We start from the raw sequence: 24,867 nt of genomic DNA, 5'->3' as shown, positions 1-24,867 counted from the left end.
TCCTGCTGTTTATATCGCCGTGATCAGGAGAAGTGCGACGTAACCTAGCAACAGTCCCATTAACACTTTTTACTAAACCGGTTCACCTGAGGTTACAGATCGAGTTAAGAGATGAATAGTGTAGCGTATTGATTTGGGTAGGATAACAAATTAAAATAATGACTATAAAAGAGGAGATTGATTATGATGAAACAAGAAATGAATAAGGTTAAAGTGTACCTTGCTAGTCCGTTTTTTAATGAGGAACAAATTGACAGAGTGCAGAGAGTTGAGAAAGCACTGGAGAGTAATCCTTATGTTGGAGAGTTCTTTTCTCCAAGACTTGAGCAGCTAACCCATCTAACGATGTATACAGCAGAGTGGGCAGATGCAGTTTATCGTAATGATGTTAAGCATGTTGACTGGGCTGATGTTATCGTTGCAGTGATTGATTATGAAGGAGAGACTGAGCTGCATGGTGTAAGACATGGACATGTAGACAGTGGTACAGCTTTTGAGATTGGTTATGCCATTGCTAAAGGTAAGCCTGTTATCATTGTGCATGAAAAGTCAGGTGTTGTTAACTTGATGATTAGCCAAAGTTGTCATGCGTACCTGGAATCTGCAGAGGCAGTTGCGGATTACCATTTTATTGACATGCCTAATATGCCCTTCACTGGAGATGTAATGTAGAGGTAATTGAAGTAAGAAAAGGGTAGGATTCTGCTTTTTTTACTAAAGGGAGCTTTTAGGCTCTCTTTTTTATAATGAGAACGCTCAAAGTTGCTTTACAGTGTTTACTCATAGTATGCTATTGGAGGCAATTTATTTTTTAGGAGGAATTACAATGGCTAAAAAAGGATATATTGTTATGGAAAATGGGGAAAAAATGGAACTTGAATTTTACCCAAATGAAGCTCCTAACACCGTAGCAAACTTCGAGAAATTGGCTAATGAAGGATTTTATGATGGAGTTATCTTCCACAGAGTAATCCCAGGTTTTGTTAGTCAAGGTGGAGACCCTACAGGTACAGGTATGGGCGGCAGCGGAACTACAATCAAATGTGAAACTGCAGGAAATCCTCATAAACATGTGGCAGGTTCCTTGTCTATGGCTCATGCAGGCAGAGATACTGGCTCCAGTCAGTTCTTCATTGTGCATGAACCACAACCACATTTAGATGGTGTTCACACTGTATTTGGTAAAGTAACTTCTGGTCTTGAAACAGCCCTTAACATGAAAAATGGGGACAAGATGGTAGAGGTTAAAGTATTTGATGTTGAATAGGATTTAGTCCGCAGGCACCCCCGATCAGGGGTGCTTTTTTACATGTAAGAATGAATTATTTATAGACCCTGTTGATTTTTTTAGAGCAGGGTGCTACTATTTCATTAAGCTTTTTACAATTTCATATCGATTTTCCTTCGGGGCAGGGCGAAATTCCCTACCGGCGGTGATGACCTCCATGGTACGTAATAGGAATATGGATCAGTCTAAGTCCGTGACCCGCTAAGCGTATGCTTACGGTGGATCTGGTGAAACTCCGGAACCGACAGTATAGTCTGGATGAGAGAAGGAATAGAAAGTACATAGACGTTATTTGTTTATATACTAGCTATCAAATCAGTTGAGTTAGCAGAAGTTTTTCTTTTTGTTATGTCTATTTATTTGGCATACCTATAATGAAGAGCTGCTTATTAGTAATTTTGATTTGTTATGCTTTTATTCGTCGTTCTCTCAGGGCCCCCGTCCGATATTATGTATCGGTTGAGGGTCTTTTTTGTTTTGTATTGCATGAAAGAGGCACAGTGAATGAGGTGATAAGTATGGACGTAATGAATGATGAGTTCTATATGACACTTGCACTCGAAATGGCAGAAAGGGCACAGGGGCAGACAGGAATTAATCCGGTCGTAGGTTGTGTCATTGTCAAAAACGGCCGAATGGTTGGGCTCGGTACTCACCTGCAAAGAGGTAAGGGCCATGCGGAAGTGCATGCTCTTGAGATGGCAGGGGCCGAAGCGGAAGGAAGTACCGTTTACGTTACCTTAGAACCTTGCTCTCATTACGGTAAAACTCCTCCATGCAGTGAAAAGTTGATCAGAGCCAAAGTGAAAAAAGTGATCATTGCTTGCGAGGATCCGAATCATGAAGTTGCGGGTAAAGGGATCTCTATGCTTCGGGAGCAAGGAATTGAAGTGGAAGTAGGACTGCTTGAAGATCGTGCGAAATACCTTAACGAAAAGTTTTTCAAGTATATTACAACAGGGCTTCCTTTTGTAACGCTGAAGACAGCTTCCACTCTAGATGGGAAAATAGCTGCCAAGAGTGGAGATAGTAAGTGGATTTCAAATGAAAAAGCGAGAGAACATGTTCACTTGCTCCGGCATCGACATCAAGGGATTATGGTCGGGGTAGGGACAGTAATTGCAGATAATCCCGAGTTAACAACCCGGTTAGATGTGGATGGAGTAAATCCAGTGCGGATCATCATAGATTCACAGCTTCGAACCCCCCCGGACGCGAAGGTAGTGAAAGATGGTCTTGCACCTACCATTCTGATTACAACGGAGGGAGCGGATAAGGAGCGCGCCGATTATTTTGAGAAACAAGGTGTTCAGGTCATTCGCTCTGGTACAGGTTCAAGGGTTGATCTCTTGGCCGCACTCCGTAAACTTAGTGAACTTGAAATTAGTTCGATTCTGCTGGAGGGCGGAGGTACGTTAAACGGAGCTATGCTGGAGAACCAATTGGTAGATCGGCTCGTTATGTTCATGGCTCCTAAAATTGTCGGCGGCTTTAAGAACCCCGGAAGCTTCTATTTTGAAGGAGTAGAACGAATGAGCGAAGCGATTACGCTGAGCAATCTTCAGGTAGAAATGCTGGATGACAATATCCGTATTTCAGGCGTGCCCGTCTGGCGGAAAGCGGATAAGGAGTGATGTATTTTGTTTACCGGCTTAGTTGAAGAAGTAGGAAAAGTACGGAGTATAGGCCGAAAGGGCGAAGCGATGGTGCTTGGTATTTCAGCGAAACGGGTTATGGAGGATTTAAATATTGGTGACAGTGTAGCTGTAAATGGCGTATGTCTAACCGCAACCTCGATCGAAGCTTCTGGATTTTTAGTCGATGTGATGCCTGAGACTTATAGAAGTACGAATCTGAAATTACTGGCAAGCGGAAGTCGGGTTAACCTCGAAAGGGCGATGTCTGCAAAAGGTCGATTTGGCGGTCACATTGTGCAAGGTCATGTTGATGGTACTGCCCATATTCGATCTATTATACGAGACCAAAATGCAGTTGTATTTGAAATAGCTCCGGTAAGTACAGCATTATTTCGGTATATCATTCCCAAAGGATCCATCACTGTGGAAGGAACCAGCTTAACCGTTGTAGATGTTACGGAGAGTGCTTTTACTGTCTCCATCATTCCTCATACGCTAGATCAGACGGTGCTGGCTTATCGAAATACGGGAGATCTTATTAATATTGAATGTGATGTGATCGGAAAGTATGTGAACCACTTACTCGGGTATCGTGAAAATAACGGTCCCTCACAGAAGAATTCATCTGCTGGACTCAGTTATGAGTTTTTGAGCAATCATGGTTTTTCATAAAAAATAAAAATTTCATACCTCATTACAAGACTATCAAGTGAAAGCAGGTAATCATTGATGGAAACTACATTTCATTTTCATACCGTAGAAGAAGCGATTCAGGATCTACAAAAAGGAAAGGTCGTTATCGTTGTTGATGATGAAGACCGTGAGAATGAAGGGGACCTCGTCGCCCTGGCTGAACTGGCTACGCCAGAAGTCATTAATTTTATGATTACGGAAGGCCGCGGCCTCGTGTGTGTTCCGATTACGCAAGAACGAGCAAATGAGCTGGATTTAAAACCTATGGTTCAGCATAATACAGATTTTCATGGTACAGCCTTTACGGTGTCTGTAGATCATAAGCTGACAACGACAGGAATCTCGGCGCAAGAACGTTCCATGACGGTGAAGTCGCTTATTGATCCTGAGGCTGCAGGAGAGGATTTCAGAAAACCAGGGCATATGTTTCCTTTAATCGCGAAAAAAGGCGGGGTATTAAGACGAGCAGGACATACGGAAGCCGCTGTAGATCTTGCACGAATGAGCGGAGCTTATCCAGCTGGTGTAATATGTGAAATTATTAAAGAAGATGGAACGATGGCTCGTCTGCCTGATCTATTTGAAATGGCTAAAAAGCATGATCTAAAACTGATTACTATTAAAGATATGATCGCTTATCGCAATTCGCAAGAAAGACTCGTAACAAGGGAAGTTAGCGTTCGGATGCCTACTGACTTTGGCGTGTTCCAGGCGATCGCCTATACCAATGAAGTAGATAACAAAGAGCATATCGCTCTTGTCAAAGGGGAGCTGAATACGGATGAACCTGTACTGGTGCGTGTTCACTCTGAGTGCCTGACAGGCGATGTTTTCCACTCTCATAGATGTGATTGTGGTCCTCAGTTTGAAGCAGCTCTTCGGCAAATTCATGACAATGGAAGCGGCGTTCTGCTCTATATGCGACAAGAAGGAAGAGGAATCGGGCTTATTAATAAATTAAAAGCTTATAAGCTTCAGGAACAGGGACTCGATACCGTGGATGCAAATTTAAAACTTGGTTTTCCGGCAGATCTTCGGGACTATGGCATCGGTGCTCAAATTCTAAAAGACCTGGGAATTCGTAAAATCAGGCTTCTTACCAACAATCCGCGTAAAATCAAAGGTCTAGAAGGATATGGTCTAGAAGTTGTGGAACGTGTTCCTATTCAAATTGCAGAGAATGCAGAGAATACTTCCTATCTCCATACGAAGCAGGCAAAGCTTGGTCATATGTTAACGTTTGATGATATAGAACAGAACGAGAATAAAGAGTTGTAAAAGTCATAAAAAGGAGATGTAAATAATGGCAAATGTTTTTGAGGGAAACTTAGTATCTGAGGGATTACGATATGGAGTGGTGGTAGCCCGGTTTAATGAGTTTTTAACAAGTAAGTTACTATCTGCTTCACTTGATGCTTTCAAGCGCCATGGAGTAAAAGATGACGAAGTCGATGTGGCATGGGTTCCTGGTGCTTTTGAAATTCCGCTTGTAGCACAAAAGATGGCGGAGAGCGGCAAATATGACGCAGTTGTCACGCTGGCTACCGTCATCCGAGGGTCAACAACTCATTATGATTATGTATGTAATGAAATGTCCAAAGGAGTTGCAGCAATTAACCTGAAAACAGGTGTTCCTACCATCTTTGGACTGGTTTCAACAGAGAACATAGAGCAAGCGATTGAGCGTTCTGGAACCAAGGCAGGTAATAAAGGTTGGGACGCTGCCGTAGCAGCGATTGAGATGGCAAACTTGACGAAACAGCTAAAATAGTGCTTATTTAATGTAGTGCCCTGTACTCGTATCTTTTGTTACAATACAAAAGGTACGGGGGCAGGGCTCTTGTATTTTGTAACTGTAGCGGGAGGATGCGTCCATTGACGGTTGTAACCTATAAGCTTGAAACGTTTGAAGGACCTTTGGACCTTTTATTGCACTTGATTGACAAACATGAAATTGATATCCAAGATATTCCGATCAGTCATATTACAGATCAATATATGGACTACATTCATTCCATGCAGGAATTAGAACTTGATATTACAAGTGAATTCCTTGTCATGGCGGCAACCTTGCTTGCGATTAAATCCAAAATACTTCTTCCTAAACCACCGGTGTTTGCGGAAGATGAAATCTATGATGACTACATGGAAGAGGAAATGTATGATCCTCGTGCAGAACTTGTACAGCGACTCATGGAATACCGTAAATTTAAGGGAATTGCTCGTCATCTGCATGAAAGGGAATCGGAGAGAAGTTTGATCTTCTCTAAGGAGCCGGAAGACCTGACACCATATGTTCAGGTAGAGCCTAGTAATCCGGTGCAGGGACTTCATACCTCAGATTTAATAGCAGCTTTTCAAAAAGCGCTAAGCAGATCTTCCAGGCAGCCGGCTGTGGCTAAAATTCATCGGGATGAAATATCGGTCAAAGATCGGATTCGTGATGTGGCAGGAGCACTGCAAGCCAAAGGTTATGGCGGGAAGATGTTATTTTCCAAGCTTTTTCATGAAGAAATGATCCGTCAAGAAGTAGTAGTAACGTTTTTAGCGATTTTGGAGTTGATGAAAATGAAAAAAATTGTATGTTACCAGGAACGATTGTTTGAAGATATCGTGATGGAATGGAGAGGGGAAAAACAGATCGATGGACTTGCGAACATTGAAATCGATTATTGAGGGACTTTTGTTTTTAGCGGGAGAGGAAGGGCTGGGCGTTAAGCAGCTCTCGGAAATCGTTAACGAGTCTCAAGATATCGTGGCTGGTGCCCTCGAGGAGCTAAAACAAGAGTATGCAGAACATCAGAGAGGTCTACAAATTCTGAAAATTGCCGGCAATTATCAAATGAGTACACTTCCGGATCATGCTCCGTATTTTGAAAAACTAGCCTATTCGCCGTCACGTTCTTCTCTTTCCCAGGCAGCACTTGAAACGCTGTCCATCATTGCTTATCGTCAGCCGATTACAAGAATTGAGATTGAAGAAATTCGCGGAGTCAAATCGGAACGAGCGATTCATACGCTGGTCAACAAAGATTTGATACACGAAGTAGGAAGAGCGGAAGCCATTGGCAGACCAATTCTCTACGGAACAACAAAAGCATTCCTTGATTATTTTGGTCTTGGGACACTGAAGGATCTGCCAGAACCAAATTTATTTGAGGAAACTGAAGCGCAAGAAGAAGAAACCCAGCTTCTGTTCACAAAGCTTGAACAGACAGGTTTTGAGGAAGATAACCAGCAAAATAGTTAAAGAAGAAACCGATGCTCTTTTATAGAGTGTCGGTTTCTTTTTGCTCAGCAGCAGAATGCTTTCCATTTTTTATGAACATACTAGACGAATGTATGCATGTAAGCATGCAGAAACATATTTATAAAACAGGAGGAAACCCGCGTGTGGATTTGGATTGGATTGATATTTTTAGCTGTTATAATTCTACTCCTCATCTTGGCTTTGTTATCCAATATACATATTGAAGCTAGTATAAAGACGCGAGACACTCAAGCAAAAATGGAATTCCGAGTGAAATTGGTATATGGCGCCGTCCGATTTCATTACGAACTTCCAGCTGAACGTTTTGAAGAGCTCAAGAGCAAGTTTGCTCAACTCGTAGCAGAGAAATTGTCTCATAAAAAGGGTGACGATAGATCACAAGAGGATTCTTCCACTAATAAACGAGGCAAAAAAGGATTCAATTATCAAATCAAGGACCTTATGAAAAGTGCTTATGCACTTCGTATCTGGGAGACAAACGACTTTTCTAAGCTTCACATAACGAAACTTGTGTGGCGAACCAGGCTTGGTACGGAGGATGTGGTAACCACCTCTGTACTGACCGGCTTGTTGTGGGGGATTAAAAACACCTTGCTCGGGTGGTTGTCTTACAAAGTGACGTTTACAGACGGTCCTAATCTAAAAGTAAATGCGATCTGGGAGGAAAAGTGGTCCTTGGATACGCTTTTCGAGTTTCAGGCTTATATTCGGTTTTTCAGGTTGATGAAAATATTCCGTACCATAAGTCATAGTATCGTGGATGCGCATGGTGGAATTAGGGCTTGGCGACGAGAGTTAAACAACAGAGGATAACTTAGAATCTTTTTTTCTTCAATTCGCACATAGCAAGAGGAAAAGTTGGGAAACCTATATTATGTCAAACTATTGATTAGCAGGAGGTATGTATTCTATGTCCGATCATCCGATTCAAGGTCTAATGAAAACAGCCATGGAAAATATTAAAGCGATGGTTGATGTAAATACCATTGTAGGAGATGCAGTAGAAACACCAGACGGTACCGTTATTTTACCGATTAGCCGTGTTGGTTTTGGATTTGCAGCAGGAGGCAGTGATTATCATCTAGAAACAGATCCTCAGTATGACCGCAGCGGTGCTCATTCACCATCAGCCGTTCCATTTGGCGGAGGCAGCGGGGGCGGTGTATCCATACACCCGATTGCTTTTCTTGTTGTGGGGAAAGATGGAGTTAATATCGTTCCTCTAGATAACAATACGCATTTGTTCGAGAAAATTATTGATCAAGCGCCGAAATTAATTGATCAAATGCAGCAGCTGTTCAAAAATAATCAAACAAACACAACAACGACTCTTTCTTCTTCCCAGTAGCAGCAACAAAGCAAATTCCCTTCCAGTCTTGTGCTGGAAGGGAATTTGTTTTGATAACGACAAGCGGTTTGAGTAAACAAGGACATACTTCGATGGACAAGGACATAGTATAGTACAAGATTCTGCAAAAGGACCCGGAGGAGAACTTATGAAACTATTGAAAAAATGTAGTGTGTTGCCTTTGGTAGTAACACTTATGTTATCACCTCTTACTGCTTATGCTGATCATAAACCCGAACATAAGGAACCCCCAGCACTTCATACCAATGCAGAAACCGCTTCTCTTATTGATGTGAGTTCGGGCCGTATTCTGTACAGCAAAGACGGAGATAAAGAAATGAGAATCGCAAGTCTAACCAAAATCATGACTGCCCTCGTTGCAGTGGAGAAAATGGACTTAAAAAGCATGGTAACCGTAAGTAAAAATGCAGCCGGTAAGGAAGGCTCCTCTTTGTATCTGAAACTTGGAGAGAAAATGTCACTGGAGAATATGCTGTACGGCCTTATGCTCCGCTCAGGAAATGACGCAGCAACCGCGATTGCTGAACACGTTGGGGGATCAGAAGAAGGGTTCGTTCACTTAATGAATCAGAAGGCGGAGGAAATCGGGCTCAATCACACTCAGTTTAAGAACCCCCATGGGCTTGATGCTGAAGGTCACTATTCTACAGCAAATGATGTGGCCAAGCTGACCGCGTATGCACTGCATAATGCAGATTTCAAACGCATTGTCGGTACGCAGCAGAAAAAAGCACCCAATCCGAATGAATCCTGGGATTACAATTGGCTGAATAAAAACAAGATGTTGCGGCTTTATGAAGGAGCCGACGGGGTAAAAACCGGCTATACCAAGATGGCATTCAGGTGTCTTGTGAGTTCTGCAACTCGCGAAGGGCAACAGCTCGCAGCGGTAACTTTAAATGATGGGGATGACTGGAGCGATCACGCTAAAATGCTGAACTATGGATTTGAGCATTATCCGCTTGTTGATCTCGCACAAAAAGGCCAGTCCATTCAAAAATTTCAATATGTCACAGGTAACTCTTTTAAGTACCCTTTACTAGCTTCTGAAGCGGAAAGTATTAAAACAAAGCTGATTTTATATGACCAGCAGCTTGAAGAAGCTAAGAAAATTGTGGACAAGGATGCAGACTTTGGGCTTAAAGGACGCGTTGAGTTTATGCTGAATGGAGTAAAAATCGGTCATATCCCCGTGTATAAAAAGGGAAGTTATATCCCGAAAGACACTTCAGCCGAAACTTCCGTCTTATCTTATAATTTAATTCATAAAAGTACATTTTTAAGTTCGCTCCGAGAAGTCCTCGGCCAAATATTCACAAGAGAATAAAGGAATCCGAAGCGGGAGGGGTTCGCGTTGATAAATGTCATTTGGCTTGCCATGATTGTGATAGGATTTTGTTTTGCTGCGGTAAAAGGGAACATTGAGGTCGTTACTCAGTCCGCCTTTGATGGTGCCGCTACGGGGGTAACGGTATGTTTTGGACTCATTAGTGTTCTTGTCTTCTGGATGGGAATGATGAAAATGGCGGAAGATGCTGGATTACTGTCTAAGATTGCTAAGCTTTTAGGACCCATTGTTGCTTTTTTATTTCCTGATGTTCCTAAAAATCATCCTGCGATGGGATATATCCTCTCCAATATGAGTGCCAACTTACTGGGACTTGGAAATGCGGCTACTCCAATGGGGATAAAGGCAATGCAGCAGCTGCAGGAACTGAATCCGGATAAACAAGTCGCAAGTCCAGCGATGTGCACACTGCTGGCTATAAATACAGCAAGCATAACGCTAATTCCGACCACACTGATAGCGATCCGGCTGAATTATCATTCTGCCAATCCCGCCGAAATAGTGGGGACGACCCTTGTCGCTACTGCTTTTGCAACGGCGGCAGCCATTATACTGGATCGCTATTACCGAAGCAGATTGCCGAGGACACCTAAACGCTTCGTAGATAGAACACAGCCGCCGCCTCCGGAAACAAGTGTGAAAGGGTGAGCACATGTTAGCGTTCATTAATCTCATTTCTACATGGGCCATCCCGATTATCATTGCTTTTGTTCCATTATATGCCTATTACCGTAAGGTCCTTGTGTATGAATCCTTTGTTGATGGTGCCAAAGAGGGATTTGGAACTGCCATTTCTATCATTCCTCAGCTTGTAGCTATGATGGTAGCCATCAGTGTATTTCGCGCTTCGGGAGCACTTGATTTCTTTTTGAGTTTTTTTACCCCCTTTTTTCAGTGGATGGGGGTTCCTTCTGAAATATTACCTCTCGGTATACTTCGGCCGCTGACAGGGACAGGTTCTCTTGCCTTTACAACGGATTTGATTGGAACTTATGGTCCAGATTCCATGATTGGCAGAATCGCTTCAACAGTACAAGGAAGCACGGATACGACGCTGTATGTACTTACTGTTTATTTTGGGGCTGTCGGTATTAGAAATGGCAGATATGCACTCAAAGTAGGACTTTTATCTGATCTAGTCGGCTTTGTTGCAGCTATTTTTATATGTCTTCTTGTATTTGGTTAAAACCCGTTAACACTGGTCGCAAGCCCTTGGAGAATGCCCCGAGGGTTATTTCCTTTTCATAACCTTGTTATTTCTCCTTCTGATGAGTATCATTAATTCCTGAGGTGACTTATTGAATATGGAGAGATTACAAAAAATTATTGCACAAGCAGGAATTGCTTCCAGACGTAAAAGCGAAGAGCTTATTTTGTCCGGTAAGGTTGAAGTCAACGGAGAAGTAGTGACCGAGCTTGGTACGAAAGCAAATCCTGATGAGGATATCATTACGGTAAACGGCAAGCCGATTCGTAGTGAGAAGAAAATTTATATCATGCTGAATAAGCCAAAAGGAGTCATCACAAGTGCTTCTGACCCAGAAGGCAGAAAAATTGTGTCAGACTATCTGAAAGGGATCAAAGAAAGAGTCTATCCGGTAGGAAGACTGGATTATGATACCGAAGGACTGCTTTTGCTAACGAATGATGGTGAATTTGCACATCTGCTGACGCATCCGAAACATCATGTACCTAAGACTTATTTGGCTACAGTAAAAGGAGTTCCACACGGAACTGCACTCGATCAGCTGAGAAAAGGGATTATGCTGGACGATGGAATGACATATCCTGCAGAAGTGGAATATAAGGATGTGGATACCGACAAGAAAGAAGCGGTCATTAGTATTACGATTCATGAAGGACGTAACCGGCAGGTTCGGCGTATGTTCGAAGCCATCAATCATCCGGTAACCAGACTAAAACGGATATCTTTTGGCGGACTCCTCCTTCAAAACTTGAAACGGGGATTATATCGCCACTTGACCAAAGAAGAGATCAATAACTTGATGCAATCTGCTCAATCCGCTGCAGAGAAAAATAACAAAAAATAAATCCGTAAGGACACATAATTTTCAAAAAACAGACGAAGTTTTGTGACATTTTTCGTTATAATTATCCATAGGCTGGATAATTGGACATAATTGTCATAAAAGGAGCGCATTAACGATGGGAAAATCAAAACGAACCGTTCAGGTTATTATTTTGATATTCATTGTCATCTTGGGTGCCTACGCCATTGGCTCGTCTGTTTTTGGTTCGGATGGAAAACCCGGTGTCGGTGATCGTGTGCCTGATTTTGAACTGCTTGGAATGGACGGCAAAGTTCATACCCTTGCAGAATACAAAGATAAAGTCATGGTTATTAATTTTTGGGGGACTTGGTGTGAACCATGTGTTGATGAAATGCCCGCCTTGCAGAAACAATGGGACAAATGGAAAGAGCAGGGCGTGGTATTCATCGGCGTAAATGTAGGGGAAGATCAGATGACGGTGGATCAGTTTGTTCACGGAGTCGGTGTAGATTTTCCAATTATGTATGACAAGGGAAGAAAGGTGACAGGTGAGTTTGGTATTTCACCGATGCCTTCTACTTTTTTTGTATCTAAAGACGGAAAAATCTCCGAGAAATTTGAAGGTCAGCTGAATTTGGACACGTTGGAGTACAAAATCAAGCAGCTAGTCAATTCAAATTGAAGGAATAGGAGGTTAACGTCATCATGATTCAGAACACAAAGTGTGAATGCGGCCACCAAAATCCAGTGGGCACCGTACTGTGTGAAGCCTGCGGTAAACCGCAAGACGAAAAAGTTCTTGTCTCCACTGAACTGCTTGAAATGCGTTATGACGGCAGGGCGAGGCGTTCACAGCGAAGTAATCCAAATGCGATTGACCGAGTATGGAATTTCTTCTCATCTGTTAAAGTGGCGATCTATTTGATCGTCTTTACTTTGGTTGGAGCCATGCTTGGAACGATCTATCCACAGGAGAATGCTTTTGTTAATCTCGATCCTTCTGTCTACTACAAAGAAACGTATGGCCTGCCAGGAAACATCTATTACATATTAGGACTATCACATACATACGAATCCTGGTGGTTTATTTTACTGCTTGTTATGATCGGTGCTTCTCTTGTTATTTGCAGCATAGATCGGGTACTGCCGCTGTATAAGGCACTAAACAAGCAACGTATTCCTAAACATATGCAGTTCCTAACAAGACAAAGAATTACCTATCAGACAGAAATGTCGGAAGAGCAAACAAAAGAATGGATTGAGAAAGCGGTTACCCCGCTTAAGAAAAAAGGATACCGTGTAAAAACCGACGAATCTGCACTGCTTGCAGAAAAGTATCGTTTTAGCCGGTGGGGTCCCTATGTGATACATATTGGACTGATTATTTTCTTGCTGGCCGTATTGGCAAGAGGGCTGCCTGGCCTGCATATGGACAAGCATGTTGCTTTTCCGCAAGGCGAAATTGTAAATTTACCGGATACTACTTTCTATCTCGAAAATGTAAATTTCCGGGTGGAATATTACAGCGAGGAAGAAACACCGGAAGAGTTTAAGAATGTAGGGAGAATTGTTCCTAAGCTGTTCGAGACGGAAGCTAAATTGTATGAATGTACAGCCGATTGTACAGATCCATCGAAAGAGCCGCAGTTAAAACAAGTAGATCACCATTTCATTCAGGTGAATGACCCGCTAGATTACAAAGGACTTAAGGCGTACCAGTACGATTATGATTTGACTCCTATTCTTAGGGCCGTTTCGCCAGAAGTGATAGATACGAAAACAGGCGAATCTTATGGAACCATTGAGCTTAGTATGAATAATCCGCAGCTTGACTATGAAGCGGGACCCTATCATCTGAAACTAACTAGCAAATTTATGGATTTTGGCTTAAATGACCGGGGAGAACCGGTATCCAAGACTCCAAATCCTAATGCACCTGCCTTTTTGTTTTCAGTGACAGGCAAGGATCTTCCAGCAGACGGGGTGAAATATCTTTATTTTCCGAAGGAAATTGATAAGGAACGTTTTCAGCAGGATCTAATTAATGAAAGACTAAGTGAAGGAAACATGCCGCTTAGGCTTGATGTGAACGGAATGGATAATGTCGACATCATTAACTCCACTACGTATCTTAATATTCGTGTTGATAAAGCCATGCCGTTTGTTTGGCTCGGAGCAGCGATTGTTATGCTTGGTCTGATCATGGGATTCTACTGGCAGCATCGCAGAATTTGGATTCGAATTGACCAGGGAACTCTTACCTTGGGTGCCCATACCAATAAAAACTGGATTGGTCTAAGGCGAGAAGTGGCTGATGTGCTGAAGAAAGGTAATCTTATAGTGGATGAAAAGTCACTGGACAACGGAGGGAATAAAGCGTGAACATGCTTAACGTAAGCAGTAATGCATTTATGATTGCCTTTTTCTTATATTGTGGAGCTTTTATCGTACATGCAATCGCCGTTATGGGTCGCAAGTTTAGTAATCGAGAGCCGGAAGCTCATGTTAAAAAATGGGGAAGATTTGGCTTAATTCTTACCTTAATCGGTCTAGGTTCACAGCTCGTTTATTTTTTCACCAGATGGGCAGGGTCAGGACATATCCCCGTGTCTAATATGTATGAATTTATGACCTTCTTGTCTATGATGGTCATTGTTGCTTTTGCGATCCTTTACATGATATATAAAACATCGCTTCTCGGACTCTTTGCACTGCCGATTACCATTATACTAATGGCATATGCAGCAGTCTTTCCACAGGAGGTACAGCCTCTAGTTCCATCTCTGAAATCGATCTGGCTGAACATCCACGTTACCCTTGCTGCTCTTGGTGAATCATTCTTTGCAGTGGGCTTTGCCGCAGGGCTGATGTATTTGCTAAGAACGGTTAAATTCGATAGTTCTGCAAAAGTGGATAAAAGACAGCAAAAGTGGCTTGAATTTACGTTAGTTGTTATTATTATTGTTATAGGGTTTATTGGTACCGTATTTGCCTTTCGAGCAAGCGGGTACGAAGCGGTATTTGTTCAGCAGCAGGTGACAGACGTTGACACCGGGGGGACAAATGATAGTAAAATAGAGAAAGTCATTTATCACATGCCGCCTCTTGTAGCACCACATAACAGTGATACAGAAAGTTATACTTCATTCCTAGGAATGAAAGAACCTTTATTTGAAGCACCTTCATGGATGAATGGTGTAAATGCAGGACGCAAACTGAATACAGTCCTATGGTCTGTGATTTCGGGTCTGCTTTTATACGGGGTGCTTCGATTAATCATTAGGAAACCACTTAGCCGGGCACTGAGTCCTTATCTGGCGGATATTGATCCTGACGATTTGGATGAAATCAGTTACCGTGCAATTGCGATAGGATTTCCCATCTTCACCTTAGGTGCACTTATATTTGCCATGATATGGGCAGAGATCGCCTGGGGACGGTTTTGGGGCTGGGATCCCAAGGAAGTATGGGCACTAATTACTTGGCTCTATTACAGTGCTTATTTGCATCTTCGTTTGTCTAAAGGTTGGCAGGGACGTAATTCCGCATGGCTTGCTGTACTCGGCTTCCTGATCGTGATGTTTACACTGGTTGGCGTGAACTTGATTATCGCTGGACTTCATTCCTATGCTGGAACAGAATAACTGGAAATGAAGTTTATGTTTTTATTCAGGATAGAGCATACTATGAGAACTGGTTTAAGAAAGTGAGGCGAATCGTACGAATGGCAGATCATGAGAACCGGATACTTGTCGTCGATGATGAAGAAAGAATTCGGCGTTTGTTAAAGATGTATCTGGAAAAAGAAGGCTATGACATCGACGAGGCGGAGGATGGTGAATCCGCACTCAGTAAAGCGACATCAGAAGATTATGGCTTGATCTTGCTGGACGTAATGTTGCCGGGTATGGATGGTATTGAAGTGTGTACTAGGCTGCGTCAAGTGAAATCAACTCCCGTACTGATGCTTACAGCCAAAGGAGAAGAAATCAATCGTGTACAGGGTTTTGAAGTTGGGGCAGACGATTACGTTGTTAAGCCATTCAGCCCTCGTGAAGTAATCTACCGAGTTAAAGCTATTTTGCGTAGAGCTTCTGCAACCGCTTATCTATCTAAAGAAAGTAATTCAAGCAATAATATAGTTTTTCCTCACTTACTTATTGAGCATGATGCTCATCGGGTTACAGCGAATGGATCAGAAGTAAGTCTTACTCCAAAAGAGTACGAGCTGCTGCATTATCTCGCTGTATCGCCGGACAAGGTCTTCTCCAGAGAAGATTTACTTAAAGATGTGTGGAATTATGAGTTCTTTGGCGACTTACGTACGGTGGATACCCATGTGAAACGTCTTCGTGAGAAGCTGAATAAAGTGTCTCCAGAGGCGGCATCCATGATAACAACAGTATGGGGAGTGGGATATAAGCTGGAGGTTCCGAAGTAGTGAAGTTCTGGAAATCACTAGTTGGCAAACTGTGGTACACCATCATACTATTAGTCGCCTGTATCCTCATGACACTCGGAGTATTCCTGCTCCCATATATTGATATTAATTTCTCTGCGGATGAGTCCGGGGAAATTAAGAAGATGTTTGTGCTTGTCTGTATTGTTGGGTTTAGTTTAACTACTTTTTTTGCCCTCTTTCTTCTAAGTAAAATAACACAACCGATGCAGAAGCTGATTCAAGCGACAAATGAGATTCGTAAAGGAAATTATGATACAAGACTCTCTCTAGTTACAAGCGATGAGATCGGTGAGCTCGCGAATACCTTTAATCATATGGCGGGGGAGTTAGAAGATACGATTCGGAACCTCAACCATGAGAAAGAACGTGTGGCAAGCGTCCTGCGCAGTATGAGGGATGCAGTCGTCTCTTTTGATAGTGAAGGGAAGATTATTTCTACGAATCCGCAAGGTGCGAAATTGATGTCAGCTTGGCAAGGAATTGAATGGAACAAGATTGATATTAGATACTCTCCTCAGGAACAGAATGGGGATACTGATAATGATGTCCCTGAACCGCTGAGACCCTTGTTTAAAGCGGTGGTAAGCCATGGAGAAGACCAAAGTGCAGAAGTACATGTGAAACAGAGTGTATGGTCCGTACAGATGGCTCCCTTGCATACAGAACCAGGAAACCGAGGGGCCGTTGCGGTACTGAGGGATGTGACGGAGGAAGCACACTTAGAGAAGATGCGCAGTGACTTTATAGCGAATATTTCTCATGAGATTAGAACTCCATTATCGATGATTCAAGGATACAGTGAGGCACTGCTTGATGGAATGGCGGCTTCTCCAAAAGAAAGCGAAGAACTCATACAAGTTATTCATGATGAATCCCTGCGAATGGGCAGATTAGTTAAGGATCTGCTGGATCTTGCTCGGATGGAAGCAGGGCATATTGATGTCACCCTGGACAGAGTGGATGTAAACCAGCTGCTTGATCGTGTATATCGCAAGTTTAGTGTCGCTGCTAAAGATCAGGGGTTACGCTTAGAGTATAAGCATGCAGATGAACCTTTGATACTCGAAGCAGCCGACGAGGACAAACTCGAACAGGTATTTACCAACTTACTTGATAATGCTTTCAGACATACCCCGTCAGGGAAACATATTTATATTATCTCTTCTATGATTAGCGAGAATGAACTGGAGATTCGTATTCAAGACGAAGGGAAAGGAATTCCTCGGGAGGATCTGCCTTTTATCTTTGAAAGATTCTATAAGGCAGATAAAGCGAGAGTTCGTGATGTAGGCCGTGGAACGGGTCTTGGGCTTGCCATTGTTAAGCATATCATTGATGCGCACAAAGGGACAATCGAAGTTGACAGTATTCATGGAGAAGGTACAGAGTTCACGGTTGTACTTCCTATAAAACAACACAAATCGGATAAATCAAAGCTTACTTGATCTTATCTACGAAAAAGCACCTTTTGGAGGGTGCTTTTTTTGTTGAACAGTACCGATTAATCTTGTTCAACGTGGAACAATTCTACTTATCACCTGTTAGATCGTGCGAATAAGAATGAGGACAAGGGCCGTATTTTAAAAAAAATGGAGCATAAGAAAAAAGCTGACCGAAAATGGCCAGCTTTTTATTATATTACAGATGATTGCTAGATTATTTTTGAAGCACAATTTCTTGAGCTGTATTCAGTTCAGGAAGTTCTGTAAGTTTTTTGAGTACTTCTTTAGGTACTTCTTTATCAACCGTCAGAATCATAATCGCAGCTCCGCCAATAATTTTACGTCCTACTTGCATGGAGGCAATATTGACATCATTCTCACCAAGAAGCGTACCTACACGGCCGATGATTCCCGGTTTATCGTTATGAGAAATGAAAATTTGATGATCTTCAGGAGCAAAGTCAACTGGGAAATGATCGAGTCTTACGATACGCTCGCCATATCCAGTGAGAAGTGTTCCAGCAATACGTCTTTCTTGCTCATGTTGGTTTTTGAGTGTCACGGTAATCAAGTTAGTGAAACCTTTTGTACGCGGCGCTTGGGATACGACAACGTTAATATCGCGAATCTTCGCTAGATGCAGAGAGTTTACGATATTAGCTTCACTTCCAAGATGTCTTTCAAGTATGCCTTTTAAAACATAACGCGTCAGCTGCTGCGTATCCACTTCCGACAAGTCGCCAGAGTAGTCAATATGGATTTCCTGAATTGCTTCATTTGCCATCTGAGCTGCGAAGCTTCCCAGCGTTTCGCCAAGTTTGAAATAAGGTTGAATAATATTCATCACGCTTGGAGCCACAGGTGGCATATTAACCGCGTTTTTAAAAGGTTCGTTCCGCAAGATATGAAGCACTTGCTCAGATACGTCAATCGCTACGTTCTCTTGTGCTTCTACTGTAGATGCACCAAGGTGAGGGGTAACGATAATATTCGGATGACTTAGGAATGGATGATCCGCTACAGGAGGCTCACTTTCAAATACGTCAAAGGCTGCGCCTGCTACAATTCCTTCATCAATCGCTTCAATTAAAGCCATTTCATCAATAATACCGCCACGCGCACAGTTGATGATTCTCATACCTTTTTTCATGACTTCAAATTGTGGACGAGCAATCATATGTTTTGTTTCTGGAGTCAGCGGTGTGTGAACGGTCATGAAATCGGCGTTACGAATAATATCATCAACGGAAGCCAGGGTAACTCCCATTTTCTCAGCACGTTCTTGCGTTAAAAATGGATCATAGCCGAGAATATTCATGCCAAATGCTTTAGCTCTTTTTGCTACTTCACTGCCGATTCTACCCATACCAAGGACACCAAGTGTCTTGTTGCGAAGTTCTACACCAAGGAATGTTTTACGATCCCATGTACCGCCTATCGTCTTAGCATAAGCTTGAGGAATATGTCTAGCTAGTGCCATCATCATCGCAAATGTATGTTCACAAGTAGTGATGGTATTTCCATCAGGCGCGTTAATAACAATAATACCTCGTTCCGTAGCTGCTTCGAGATTGATATTGTCAACACCAACTCCGGCACGACCAACTACTTTGAGACGAGTGCCAGCTTTCATAATGGCAGGAGTTACACGAGTTTGGCTGCGTACAAGAAGTGCATCATAATCTCCAATAATCTGAATAAGTTCATCTTCCGAAAGACCTGTCTTTTTATCAACTACAACATCCTCAGCATCCATAAGCTGCTGAATTCCCAAATCGCTGATTGGATCAGATACCAAAACTTTTAACATTGATCATCGTCCTCCTTGATTTTGAACAACATGTATAGATTAAGAAGCGGCGTTCACATATAAAGCTAAGCCATTTCCTTAAACTCGGTGAAAAATTAATGCGTTGAAGTGACATAGTACAACATTGTAACAAAAGAAGCTATACCAAATATCTGAAGGGATAACGCAAAAAAACTCTCAATCCGCATACTACTACCGTAGTAAGGGACGAGAGTTGTCGTGGTGCCACCCTAATTCGCTATTACTCCTCAAAGAAGAGCAACGGCCTTAATGGTCTACAAAATAGACCAGATTCATAACGTGAATCACGCGACTATATCTACTGATGATTCAATATAGTAACTCGGGAGCGCTAAAGTATACTGTATGATTACTGATTCTCACCAACCATCAGCTCTCTGAATAATCCGTACAGTTCTTTTCTCCGTCATCGCTGTTTAGATATTGTTAAATAACAATTTTTTCATAATGTATCATGTGTGACATCACCATGTCAATAGGAGAGTCTACTAAAAAGAGGAAGAAAAACCAAAGCAACCTCCTAAATTTTCCCTCCATCTATCGAAGGTTCTTGAATCTATTGAGTATTTTGGATATCATTTAAATATTCCCTTTATTTACATCAGAGGCAAAGACATCATTATTAGAATAGGAGTAAGAATTGGCGAGAATGAAAAAACAACATTGGAAGAAAATAAAATTTCAAAAGATTGAGCCTCACCAGCTGACGGATCGCCTTCTTCTTATCAACCTTTATTTAACACAAGCACTTACATTAATTATAGGTATTATCTGGATTCTCTTTCAAAAAAGAAATCCGCTGGAGTTATTAAGTTTACCCCAAGGCTGGCAATTTGTAATGTATGGTCTTGGACTTGCTGCAATCATGCTGGTAGTTGATTTCTTGTTGTCAGCAGTAATGCCTGAGGACAGCATGGATGATGGCGGTATTAACCGTATGTTATTCCGCAAAAGACCGATCTGGCATATTGTATGTATCGCGGCCGTTGTGTCGATTTGCGAAGAACTTCTGTTTAGAGGTGCCATTCAGCATTCCTTTGGTCCTTATTGGACAAGTATTATTTTTGCTCTCATTCATTTTAGATATTTGAATCACTGGCTTCCTACAGGCTGGGTTTTTGTATCCAGTTACGGCTTAGGATATATCTATGAGCAATCCGGAACATTATGGGCTCCCATACTGTGCCATTTCCTTATTGATTTAATATCCGGACTCGCCATTCGTTTTCGGAGGGAAACATGAACCAACAACTAAGTAGAACACAAAAGTATGGTCAACATCGTCGTCGCAAAGAGGGAAAGGAATCAACCCCTTCCAAGTCACTTCATAAGATCGCTAAAAATAGTACACCGATAGATCATTCAGTTGTGAACAAGGCAGTGTATAAAAAACCTGTGAGTAAAAGTCAGCCCGTTCCTGAATTATCAAGAATGCAGCGCAAACTCCAGGCTGAACAAAAACAAAAGAAGGAAGCGAATGGACGTATCCAAGAAGCGGAGACGCTTCCCACAAGGGCAGAACTGTTTCCGTCTCGAAGAGTAAGACTCAGCAAGTGGTTCATTAACTCACTTATTCTCCTTTTTATTCTTCTAACTGGATTTCTTGTCTATTGGGGAATTATAGGAGCTCCTCCGCTAAATACATTGATTCCTTAGAGCCCTAGATCGATTAGTAGCTAAGGCTTCAGGCTGTACTTGGCCTGAAAACTTAAACTTTCTTGTGTGATCCGCGCATGACTTCTCTTAGTTACGTGAACAATAAGGAATGCATCCTATCACACAAGGAGGTTTTATAAGTGAGAACTTCTTCGTTTCTAATGGGCTTAACTGTTGGTGCTGTAGCTTGTTCTGTCCTTTCTCAAAAAGGGAATATGCCTACGGCAAAACAAGCGAAAAAATATCTGCATGATGCCAAAGAAAAGGTAATGGATATGACCTTTCCTGGAATGGATAGCATGCTGAGCAAAGCATTGACAGATGAGAACACAACGAATGCAGGATCAAATTCGAAATCTTCGGCTCAAAAATTATCGAGTTCAGAACAAAAAGCCGAGAATTTAGATTTGATTAAATCTTTTATCCGTTCGAATCCAGACGTGAAAAAAGAAGTGGAAAAAGTGCTGGCGGAATCGCATACAGCCATCCCTGGATTGTAAAGAAATAAGGATTTGAGGAAAGAATCATTGCAGATCCTTATTGGACTGTAAATGATTCTTTTTTTATCGTTTTTATTACGTGCATTTGTGGGTATAAAATGATAACATACTTACATAATCCATTTTGAGCACATACTCACAGAATAGAACATAATCTGTTTATAACACATGCTTAATAAAGGGGAGATCCTGTATGAAAATAGAACGCTTAAGCAATGACAAGATACGGATTTTCCTGACTTTTGATGATTTAAGCGAGCGTGGTATCCAGAAGGAAGATATGTGGCAGGAAGAACCAAAAGTTCATGAACTGTTTACGGAAATGATGGACCAGGCCTACAGCGAACTTGGATTTGATGCTACTGGCCCTTTGGCCGTTGAGGTCTTCGCGTTACCAGCTCAAGGAATGGTCGTTATTGTCACAAGAGGCAAATATGATCGTGAACGGTATGGTGCAATACACGAAGATGATATAGCAGACGAAATATACGAAATGGAAGTAACACTCGAACAGAGTGATTCTGTGATGTATGTATTTAAGGATTTTGAAGTATTGATTGAGGCAGCTCACATGCTAAAAGCAAAAGTAACGGAAGCTGGACGTTTGTATCATTATAAGGACAAATGGTTCTTGCATCTTGAGCCGGACGAAGTCGACACGGAACAGCACGGAGCGCTTATTGCCCTTCTTGCTGAATTTGGCGAGGGAAGTTCGGTTACCTCAGCCGTACTCGGAGAATATGGTAAGCTCGTTATGGCAGAAAATGCAATCGGAACGATTTGTGAACACTTCAAACGTCATGATTCTTAAATTTTGATGAGTAAGTATGTGAAACCATTATCTTGGAGGGATGTTCGGTGCTTTTGTTTTCGGTCTTGACGGCAGCAATTGCGCCGGGGCTTTCCCTGCTTACGTATTTTTATCTTAAAGACCGTTACGATGCCGAACCTCTCCATATGGTTATTCGAATGTTTTTTTTCGGACTCCTTATCGTATTTCCCATTATGTTCCTGCAGCGAGGGTTAATGCTTTTGCTTGGTGATTTCGGAAATCATCCGTTTTTGCATGCATCCGTTGTTTCTGCTGGGATTGAGGAAATACTCAAATGGCTCGTTTTATTTTTTGTTATTTATCATCACACTGAATTTGATGAGCCATATGACGGAATATTATATGCGGTAGCCATCTCGCTAGGTTTCGCCACAGTGGAAAATTTGCTGTATGCATGGGCTGGAAATGCTTCAATGAGTTTCATGCTTTATAGAGCGTTACTCCCTGTTTCGGGACATGCGATGTTTGGTGTTATAATGGGATATTATATGGGCAGGGCAAAATTTAGCGACAAAAAGAACTTGGGGCGCAAGTTTCTTGGTATGTCGATTCTTCTTCCGATATTCTGGCACGGACTATACGATCTGATTCTCGGAGTGGAGCAGACTTGGTATTGGTTTATCGTCCCTGTTATGCTCATCCTTTGGTATGGGGGTATGGGGAAAGTATACCGTGCTAATAATCGTTCCCCGTTCCGATTCGTGAAACGTGAGGAAGAGGTTAACCTGTAATTGATTTGGATACACTTGTTTCTAGTTGACAGTTTTTCTGTCTATTTTAGAGACAAGTGTTTTTTTTGTGTTTACATCCAAAATCAGCCAAGGAGTGAGGGTTTAAATCATGAGAGTAAAAGTGAAGATTCACTGCAAGCAATGCGGTGAAAGGTTTGTCTTACGCGGTAAAAAAGAACGGGGAAGAATTGAAACTGGATTCAAACAATGTGTCTGTGATAATAGGGACATGTTTGATATTGAGGAAGAAAGCTTCTAATTTTAAGATCATCCATGCATAACCTTCCTTTCTTCTTGTCACAATAAGGTCATCGTACCTGAAGAAAGGAGCAACACAAGATGTATAAAAGGTTAAGTTCGGTGTTATTCCCAATTGTATCAATACTGCTCATTGGTTCTTTGATCTGGGGATATCAACAATATCAACAACGTAATGCAGTTGCTTTGAAGTCGGAAAATCAATATCAACGTCTATTTCATGATCTCTCGTACCACATGGACCGGATTCATTCGGAACTAGGAAATACGCTTGCGGTTAGCAGTACATCAGATGGCATGCATAAAAAGGGGCTTATGAATGTATGGATGCTTGCGAGTCAAGCGCAGAGCGAACTTAATCAGCTTCCACTCACATCGCTTCCCGTTAACAAAACAGAAGAACTTCTATCTCGCATATCTAAATTTGCGTATCAAACTTCGTTAAGAGATCTTCGTGAGAAGCCCTTAACAGCTCAAGAAAAAGAGAATCTTAGAACTTTGTACAAAAACTCAGCTGAGATTAACAAAGATTTGGATCAGGTACAATTATCTGTACTCTCTGATAACCTGAAGTGGGGTGACGCAGAGGCTGTTATCAATGCGCAAGGGAATAAGCAACAGCAAAATGTAATAGTAGACGGTCTTCGAGCTGTGGATCAAAAAGTCGGTAACTATCCACCTATGGATTGGGGACCATCCGTTTCGAGTCTTTATGAGCATCGTACGGTGCGTAAATTAGGCGGAGTACCTGTTACTACGGAAGACATTAAACGAAAAGCACAAAAGTTCACGGATATAGACAGTCCCGCTATTCAGGTGATCCAGAACGGGAAAGGGACAGATTACAGGTCCTACACCGCAAGCCTTACTGCACCAGATGGTCATTTGATTCGTATGGATTTTACTGTGGATGGCGGCCTGCTAATTTCATATAACGATGAAAGAGAAGTAGGTCCAAAACAAGTAAATCGGGATACAGCAATGTCTAAAGCCGATCGTTTCCTTGAGCACAAAGGATATCGTGATATGAAAGCTGTTGCTTACAATGAATATGACAATCTAGGTAACTTCACTTATGTAAGAGAACATGATGATGTGCTCGTTTATCCTGAGAAAATTACGGTCCGTGTAGGTCTGGATAACGGAGAGGTTATTGGGATCCAAGCATCCGATTTCCTTAACGAACATAAGGATGATCGTAAATTTGCAGAGCCGAAAATTAAGCTGAAAGAGGCAAGAGCACAGCTGAATCCTGACTTTAAAGTATCCTTTACGCGGAAAGCGTTAATAAAAAACGAGTATAACGAAGAAGTACTGTGCTATCAATTTGGCGGCAAAATTAACGATACGATGTACCGGATATACATTAATACAGAGACAGGTGTTGAAGAAGCAGTGGAGGAAATCCCTGCTCCAACCGCTGGTTCTAAAATGTAGATGGAAAGCTTCTCCTTTGGAGAAGCTTTTTTGCATTTTTCTGAATGTATTTTCAAAAACACATGGTATAATATTCCTGTTATATTTCATGAAAGTGCGA

The 24,867-nt window shown here is 42.0% G+C and carries 26 protein-coding genes, 1 riboswitch and 1 other annotated feature; of the genes, 25 read left to right on the top strand and 1 reads right to left on the bottom strand.

The genetic code is table 11. The features are described 5' to 3' along the window. Positions 1-183 precede the first annotated feature (183 nt). The 19 genes from QPK24_RS16505 (at position 184) to QPK24_RS16415 (ending at position 17,525) form a co-directional block, all read left to right on the top strand. Positions 184-672, top strand: a complete 489-nt coding sequence (locus QPK24_RS16505; RefSeq protein ID WP_285742970.1) for a nucleoside 2-deoxyribosyltransferase — start codon at positions 184-186, stop codon at positions 670-672. 154 nt (positions 673-826) lie between these two features. Next, a complete protein-coding gene (locus QPK24_RS16500) occupies positions 827-1,267 on the top strand; it encodes a peptidylprolyl isomerase (RefSeq protein WP_160033359.1) in 441 nt (146 codons plus the stop codon). A 129-nt stretch (positions 1,268-1,396) separates the two neighbouring features. Beyond that, positions 1,397-1,562, top strand: a riboswitch (FMN riboswitch). A gap of 244 nt (positions 1,563-1,806) precedes the next feature. Further along, a complete protein-coding gene (gene ribD / locus QPK24_RS16495) occupies positions 1,807-2,922 on the top strand; it encodes a bifunctional diaminohydroxyphosphoribosylaminopyrimidine deaminase/5-amino-6-(5-phosphoribosylamino)uracil reductase RibD (RefSeq protein ID WP_285742967.1) in 1,116 nt (371 codons plus the stop codon). A 6-nt stretch (positions 2,923-2,928) separates the two neighbouring features. Beyond that, positions 2,929-3,597, top strand: coding sequence for a riboflavin synthase (gene ribE, locus QPK24_RS16490; RefSeq protein WP_285742965.1), 669 nt, complete (start codon positions 2,929-2,931; stop codon positions 3,595-3,597). A 57-nt stretch (positions 3,598-3,654) separates the two neighbouring features. Next, positions 3,655-4,896 carry a bifunctional 3,4-dihydroxy-2-butanone-4-phosphate synthase/GTP cyclohydrolase II gene (locus tag QPK24_RS16485; RefSeq protein WP_285742963.1) on the top strand — a complete coding sequence of 414 codons (1,242 nt, stop codon included), beginning with the start codon at positions 3,655-3,657 and terminating at the stop codon, positions 4,894-4,896. Between the two features lie 25 nt (positions 4,897-4,921). Continuing rightward, the gene (ribH, locus tag QPK24_RS16480) at positions 4,922-5,389 is read left to right on the top strand and encodes a 6,7-dimethyl-8-ribityllumazine synthase (RefSeq protein WP_191799205.1); all 468 of its coding nucleotides are present in this window, start codon (positions 4,922-4,924) and stop codon (positions 5,387-5,389) included. Between the two features lie 104 nt (positions 5,390-5,493). Beyond that, on the top strand, positions 5,494-6,294 hold the full coding sequence (locus QPK24_RS16475; RefSeq protein ID WP_285742960.1) for a segregation and condensation protein A: 801 nt from the start codon (positions 5,494-5,496) through the stop codon (positions 6,292-6,294). Next, positions 6,263-6,868, top strand: coding sequence for an SMC-Scp complex subunit ScpB (gene scpB, locus QPK24_RS16470; protein WP_285742958.1), 606 nt, complete (start codon positions 6,263-6,265; stop codon positions 6,866-6,868). The genes QPK24_RS16475 and scpB overlap by 32 nt, the downstream gene beginning before the upstream one ends. Before the next feature lie 141 nt (positions 6,869-7,009). Then, complete coding sequence (locus QPK24_RS16465) at positions 7,010-7,702, top strand: DUF2953 domain-containing protein (protein ID WP_285742956.1); 693 nt, start codon at positions 7,010-7,012, stop codon at positions 7,700-7,702. Positions 7,703-7,799: 97 nt separating this feature from the next. After that, complete coding sequence (gene ytfJ / locus QPK24_RS16460) at positions 7,800-8,237, top strand: GerW family sporulation protein (RefSeq protein WP_285742954.1); 438 nt, start codon at positions 7,800-7,802, stop codon at positions 8,235-8,237. Between the two features lie 148 nt (positions 8,238-8,385). Next, on the top strand, positions 8,386-9,585 hold the full coding sequence (locus QPK24_RS16455; protein ID WP_285742952.1) for a D-alanyl-D-alanine carboxypeptidase family protein: 1,200 nt from the start codon (positions 8,386-8,388) through the stop codon (positions 9,583-9,585). A 27-nt stretch (positions 9,586-9,612) separates the two neighbouring features. Then, on the top strand, positions 9,613-10,254 hold the full coding sequence (locus tag QPK24_RS16450) for a nucleoside recognition domain-containing protein (protein WP_285742950.1): 642 nt from the start codon (positions 9,613-9,615) through the stop codon (positions 10,252-10,254). 4 nt (positions 10,255-10,258) lie between these two features. Beyond that, positions 10,259-10,792: a spore maturation protein gene (locus QPK24_RS16445; RefSeq protein ID WP_285742948.1), complete on the top strand. Its 534-nt coding sequence runs from the start codon at positions 10,259-10,261 to the stop codon at positions 10,790-10,792. A gap of 118 nt (positions 10,793-10,910) precedes the next feature. Beyond that, positions 10,911-11,657: a pseudouridine synthase gene (locus tag QPK24_RS16440; protein ID WP_160033335.1), complete on the top strand. Its 747-nt coding sequence runs from the start codon at positions 10,911-10,913 to the stop codon at positions 11,655-11,657. Positions 11,658-11,772: 115 nt separating this feature from the next. Further along, the gene (locus QPK24_RS16435; protein ID WP_285742944.1) at positions 11,773-12,300 is read left to right on the top strand and encodes a redoxin domain-containing protein; all 528 of its coding nucleotides are present in this window, start codon (positions 11,773-11,775) and stop codon (positions 12,298-12,300) included. Positions 12,301-12,323: 23 nt separating this feature from the next. Next, positions 12,324-14,000, top strand: a complete 1,677-nt coding sequence (gene resB, locus QPK24_RS16430) for a cytochrome c biogenesis protein ResB (RefSeq protein ID WP_285742942.1) — start codon at positions 12,324-12,326, stop codon at positions 13,998-14,000. Next, complete coding sequence (gene ccsA / locus QPK24_RS16425; protein WP_285742940.1) at positions 13,997-15,262, top strand: cytochrome c biogenesis protein CcsA; 1,266 nt, start codon at positions 13,997-13,999, stop codon at positions 15,260-15,262. The genes resB and ccsA overlap by 4 nt, the downstream gene beginning before the upstream one ends. Positions 15,263-15,342: 80 nt before the next feature. Beyond that, positions 15,343-16,059 carry a response regulator transcription factor gene (locus tag QPK24_RS16420; protein WP_160033327.1) on the top strand — a complete coding sequence of 239 codons (717 nt, stop codon included), beginning with the start codon at positions 15,343-15,345 and terminating at the stop codon, positions 16,057-16,059. After that, positions 16,059-17,525, top strand: coding sequence for an ATP-binding protein (locus QPK24_RS16415; RefSeq protein WP_285742937.1), 1,467 nt, complete (start codon positions 16,059-16,061; stop codon positions 17,523-17,525). The genes QPK24_RS16420 and QPK24_RS16415 overlap by 1 nt, the downstream gene beginning before the upstream one ends. 211 nt (positions 17,526-17,736) lie before the next feature. On the opposite strand, the gene serA is transcribed toward QPK24_RS16415, so the two are convergent. After that, a complete protein-coding gene (gene serA / locus QPK24_RS16410; RefSeq protein ID WP_285742935.1) occupies positions 17,737-19,332 on the bottom strand; it encodes a phosphoglycerate dehydrogenase in 1,596 nt (531 codons plus the stop codon). Positions 19,333-19,532: 200 nt separating this feature from the next. Beyond that, positions 19,533-19,772: a binding site (T-box leader), on the bottom strand. 230 nt (positions 19,773-20,002) lie between these two features. On the opposite strand from serA, the gene QPK24_RS16405 reads away from it, so the two are divergent. The 6 genes from QPK24_RS16405 (at position 20,003) to ypeB (ending at position 24,767) form a co-directional block, all read left to right on the top strand. Beyond that, positions 20,003-20,596, top strand: coding sequence for a CPBP family intramembrane glutamic endopeptidase (locus QPK24_RS16405; protein ID WP_285749373.1), 594 nt, complete (start codon positions 20,003-20,005; stop codon positions 20,594-20,596). Further along, entirely contained in the window at positions 20,593-21,009 is a 417-nt protein-coding gene (locus QPK24_RS16400) for a hypothetical protein (RefSeq protein ID WP_285742933.1), read from the top strand. Before QPK24_RS16405 ends, QPK24_RS16400 begins: the two co-directional genes overlap by 4 nt. Positions 21,010-21,149: 140 nt before the next feature. Beyond that, a complete protein-coding gene (locus tag QPK24_RS16395; protein ID WP_285742931.1) occupies positions 21,150-21,509 on the top strand; it encodes a hypothetical protein in 360 nt (119 codons plus the stop codon). A 193-nt stretch (positions 21,510-21,702) separates the two neighbouring features. Continuing rightward, positions 21,703-22,320, top strand: coding sequence for a genetic competence negative regulator (locus QPK24_RS16390; protein WP_285742929.1), 618 nt, complete (start codon positions 21,703-21,705; stop codon positions 22,318-22,320). Between the two features lie 47 nt (positions 22,321-22,367). Continuing rightward, the gene (prsW, locus tag QPK24_RS16385; protein WP_285742926.1) at positions 22,368-23,072 is read left to right on the top strand and encodes a glutamic-type intramembrane protease PrsW; all 705 of its coding nucleotides are present in this window, start codon (positions 22,368-22,370) and stop codon (positions 23,070-23,072) included. 339 nt (positions 23,073-23,411) lie between these two features. Beyond that, on the top strand, positions 23,412-24,767 hold the full coding sequence (gene ypeB / locus QPK24_RS16380; RefSeq protein ID WP_285742924.1) for a germination protein YpeB: 1,356 nt from the start codon (positions 23,412-23,414) through the stop codon (positions 24,765-24,767). Positions 24,768-24,867 lie beyond the last annotated feature (100 nt).

This window comes from Paenibacillus polygoni, assembly GCF_030263935.1.
Classification (GTDB): domain Bacteria; phylum Bacillota; class Bacilli; order Paenibacillales; family Paenibacillaceae; genus Paenibacillus; species Paenibacillus polygoni.
This window is presented reverse-complemented; position numbering and strand designations above follow the sequence as displayed.

Excerpts from the sequence above, each read along its gene's own strand:
- serA (WP_285742935.1), bottom strand. The coding sequence starts at position 19,332 with ATGTTAAAAGTTTTGGTATCTGATCCAATCAGCGATTTGGGAATTCAG.
- ypeB (WP_285742924.1), top strand. The coding sequence starts at position 23,412 with ATGTATAAAAGGTTAAGTTCGGTGTTATTCCCAATTGTATCAATACTG.
- QPK24_RS16420 (WP_160033327.1), top strand. The coding sequence starts at position 15,343 with ATGGCAGATCATGAGAACCGGATACTTGTCGTCGATGATGAAGAAAGA.
- QPK24_RS16405 (WP_285749373.1), top strand. The coding sequence starts at position 20,003 with ATGAAAAAACAACATTGGAAGAAAATAAAATTTCAAAAGATTGAGCCT.
- QPK24_RS16390 (WP_285742929.1), top strand. The coding sequence starts at position 21,703 with ATGAAAATAGAACGCTTAAGCAATGACAAGATACGGATTTTCCTGACT.
- QPK24_RS16500 (WP_160033359.1), top strand. The coding sequence starts at position 827 with ATGGCTAAAAAAGGATATATTGTTATGGAAAATGGGGAAAAAATGGAA.
- QPK24_RS16455 (WP_285742952.1), top strand. The coding sequence starts at position 8,386 with ATGAAACTATTGAAAAAATGTAGTGTGTTGCCTTTGGTAGTAACACTT.
- ytfJ (WP_285742954.1), top strand. The coding sequence starts at position 7,800 with ATGTCCGATCATCCGATTCAAGGTCTAATGAAAACAGCCATGGAAAAT.
- QPK24_RS16485 (WP_285742963.1), top strand. The coding sequence starts at position 3,655 with ATGGAAACTACATTTCATTTTCATACCGTAGAAGAAGCGATTCAGGAT.
- ribD (WP_285742967.1), top strand. The coding sequence starts at position 1,807 with ATGGACGTAATGAATGATGAGTTCTATATGACACTTGCACTCGAAATG.
- resB (WP_285742942.1), top strand. The coding sequence starts at position 12,324 with ATGATTCAGAACACAAAGTGTGAATGCGGCCACCAAAATCCAGTGGGC.
- ribH (WP_191799205.1), top strand. The coding sequence starts at position 4,922 with ATGGCAAATGTTTTTGAGGGAAACTTAGTATCTGAGGGATTACGATAT.
- QPK24_RS16505 (WP_285742970.1), top strand. The coding sequence starts at position 184 with ATGATGAAACAAGAAATGAATAAGGTTAAAGTGTACCTTGCTAGTCCG.
- QPK24_RS16435 (WP_285742944.1), top strand. The coding sequence starts at position 11,773 with ATGGGAAAATCAAAACGAACCGTTCAGGTTATTATTTTGATATTCATT.
- QPK24_RS16440 (WP_160033335.1), top strand. The coding sequence starts at position 10,911 with ATGGAGAGATTACAAAAAATTATTGCACAAGCAGGAATTGCTTCCAGA.
- scpB (WP_285742958.1), top strand. The coding sequence starts at position 6,263 with ATGGACTTGCGAACATTGAAATCGATTATTGAGGGACTTTTGTTTTTA.
- QPK24_RS16400 (WP_285742933.1), top strand. The coding sequence starts at position 20,593 with ATGAACCAACAACTAAGTAGAACACAAAAGTATGGTCAACATCGTCGT.
- QPK24_RS16445 (WP_285742948.1), top strand. The coding sequence starts at position 10,259 with ATGTTAGCGTTCATTAATCTCATTTCTACATGGGCCATCCCGATTATC.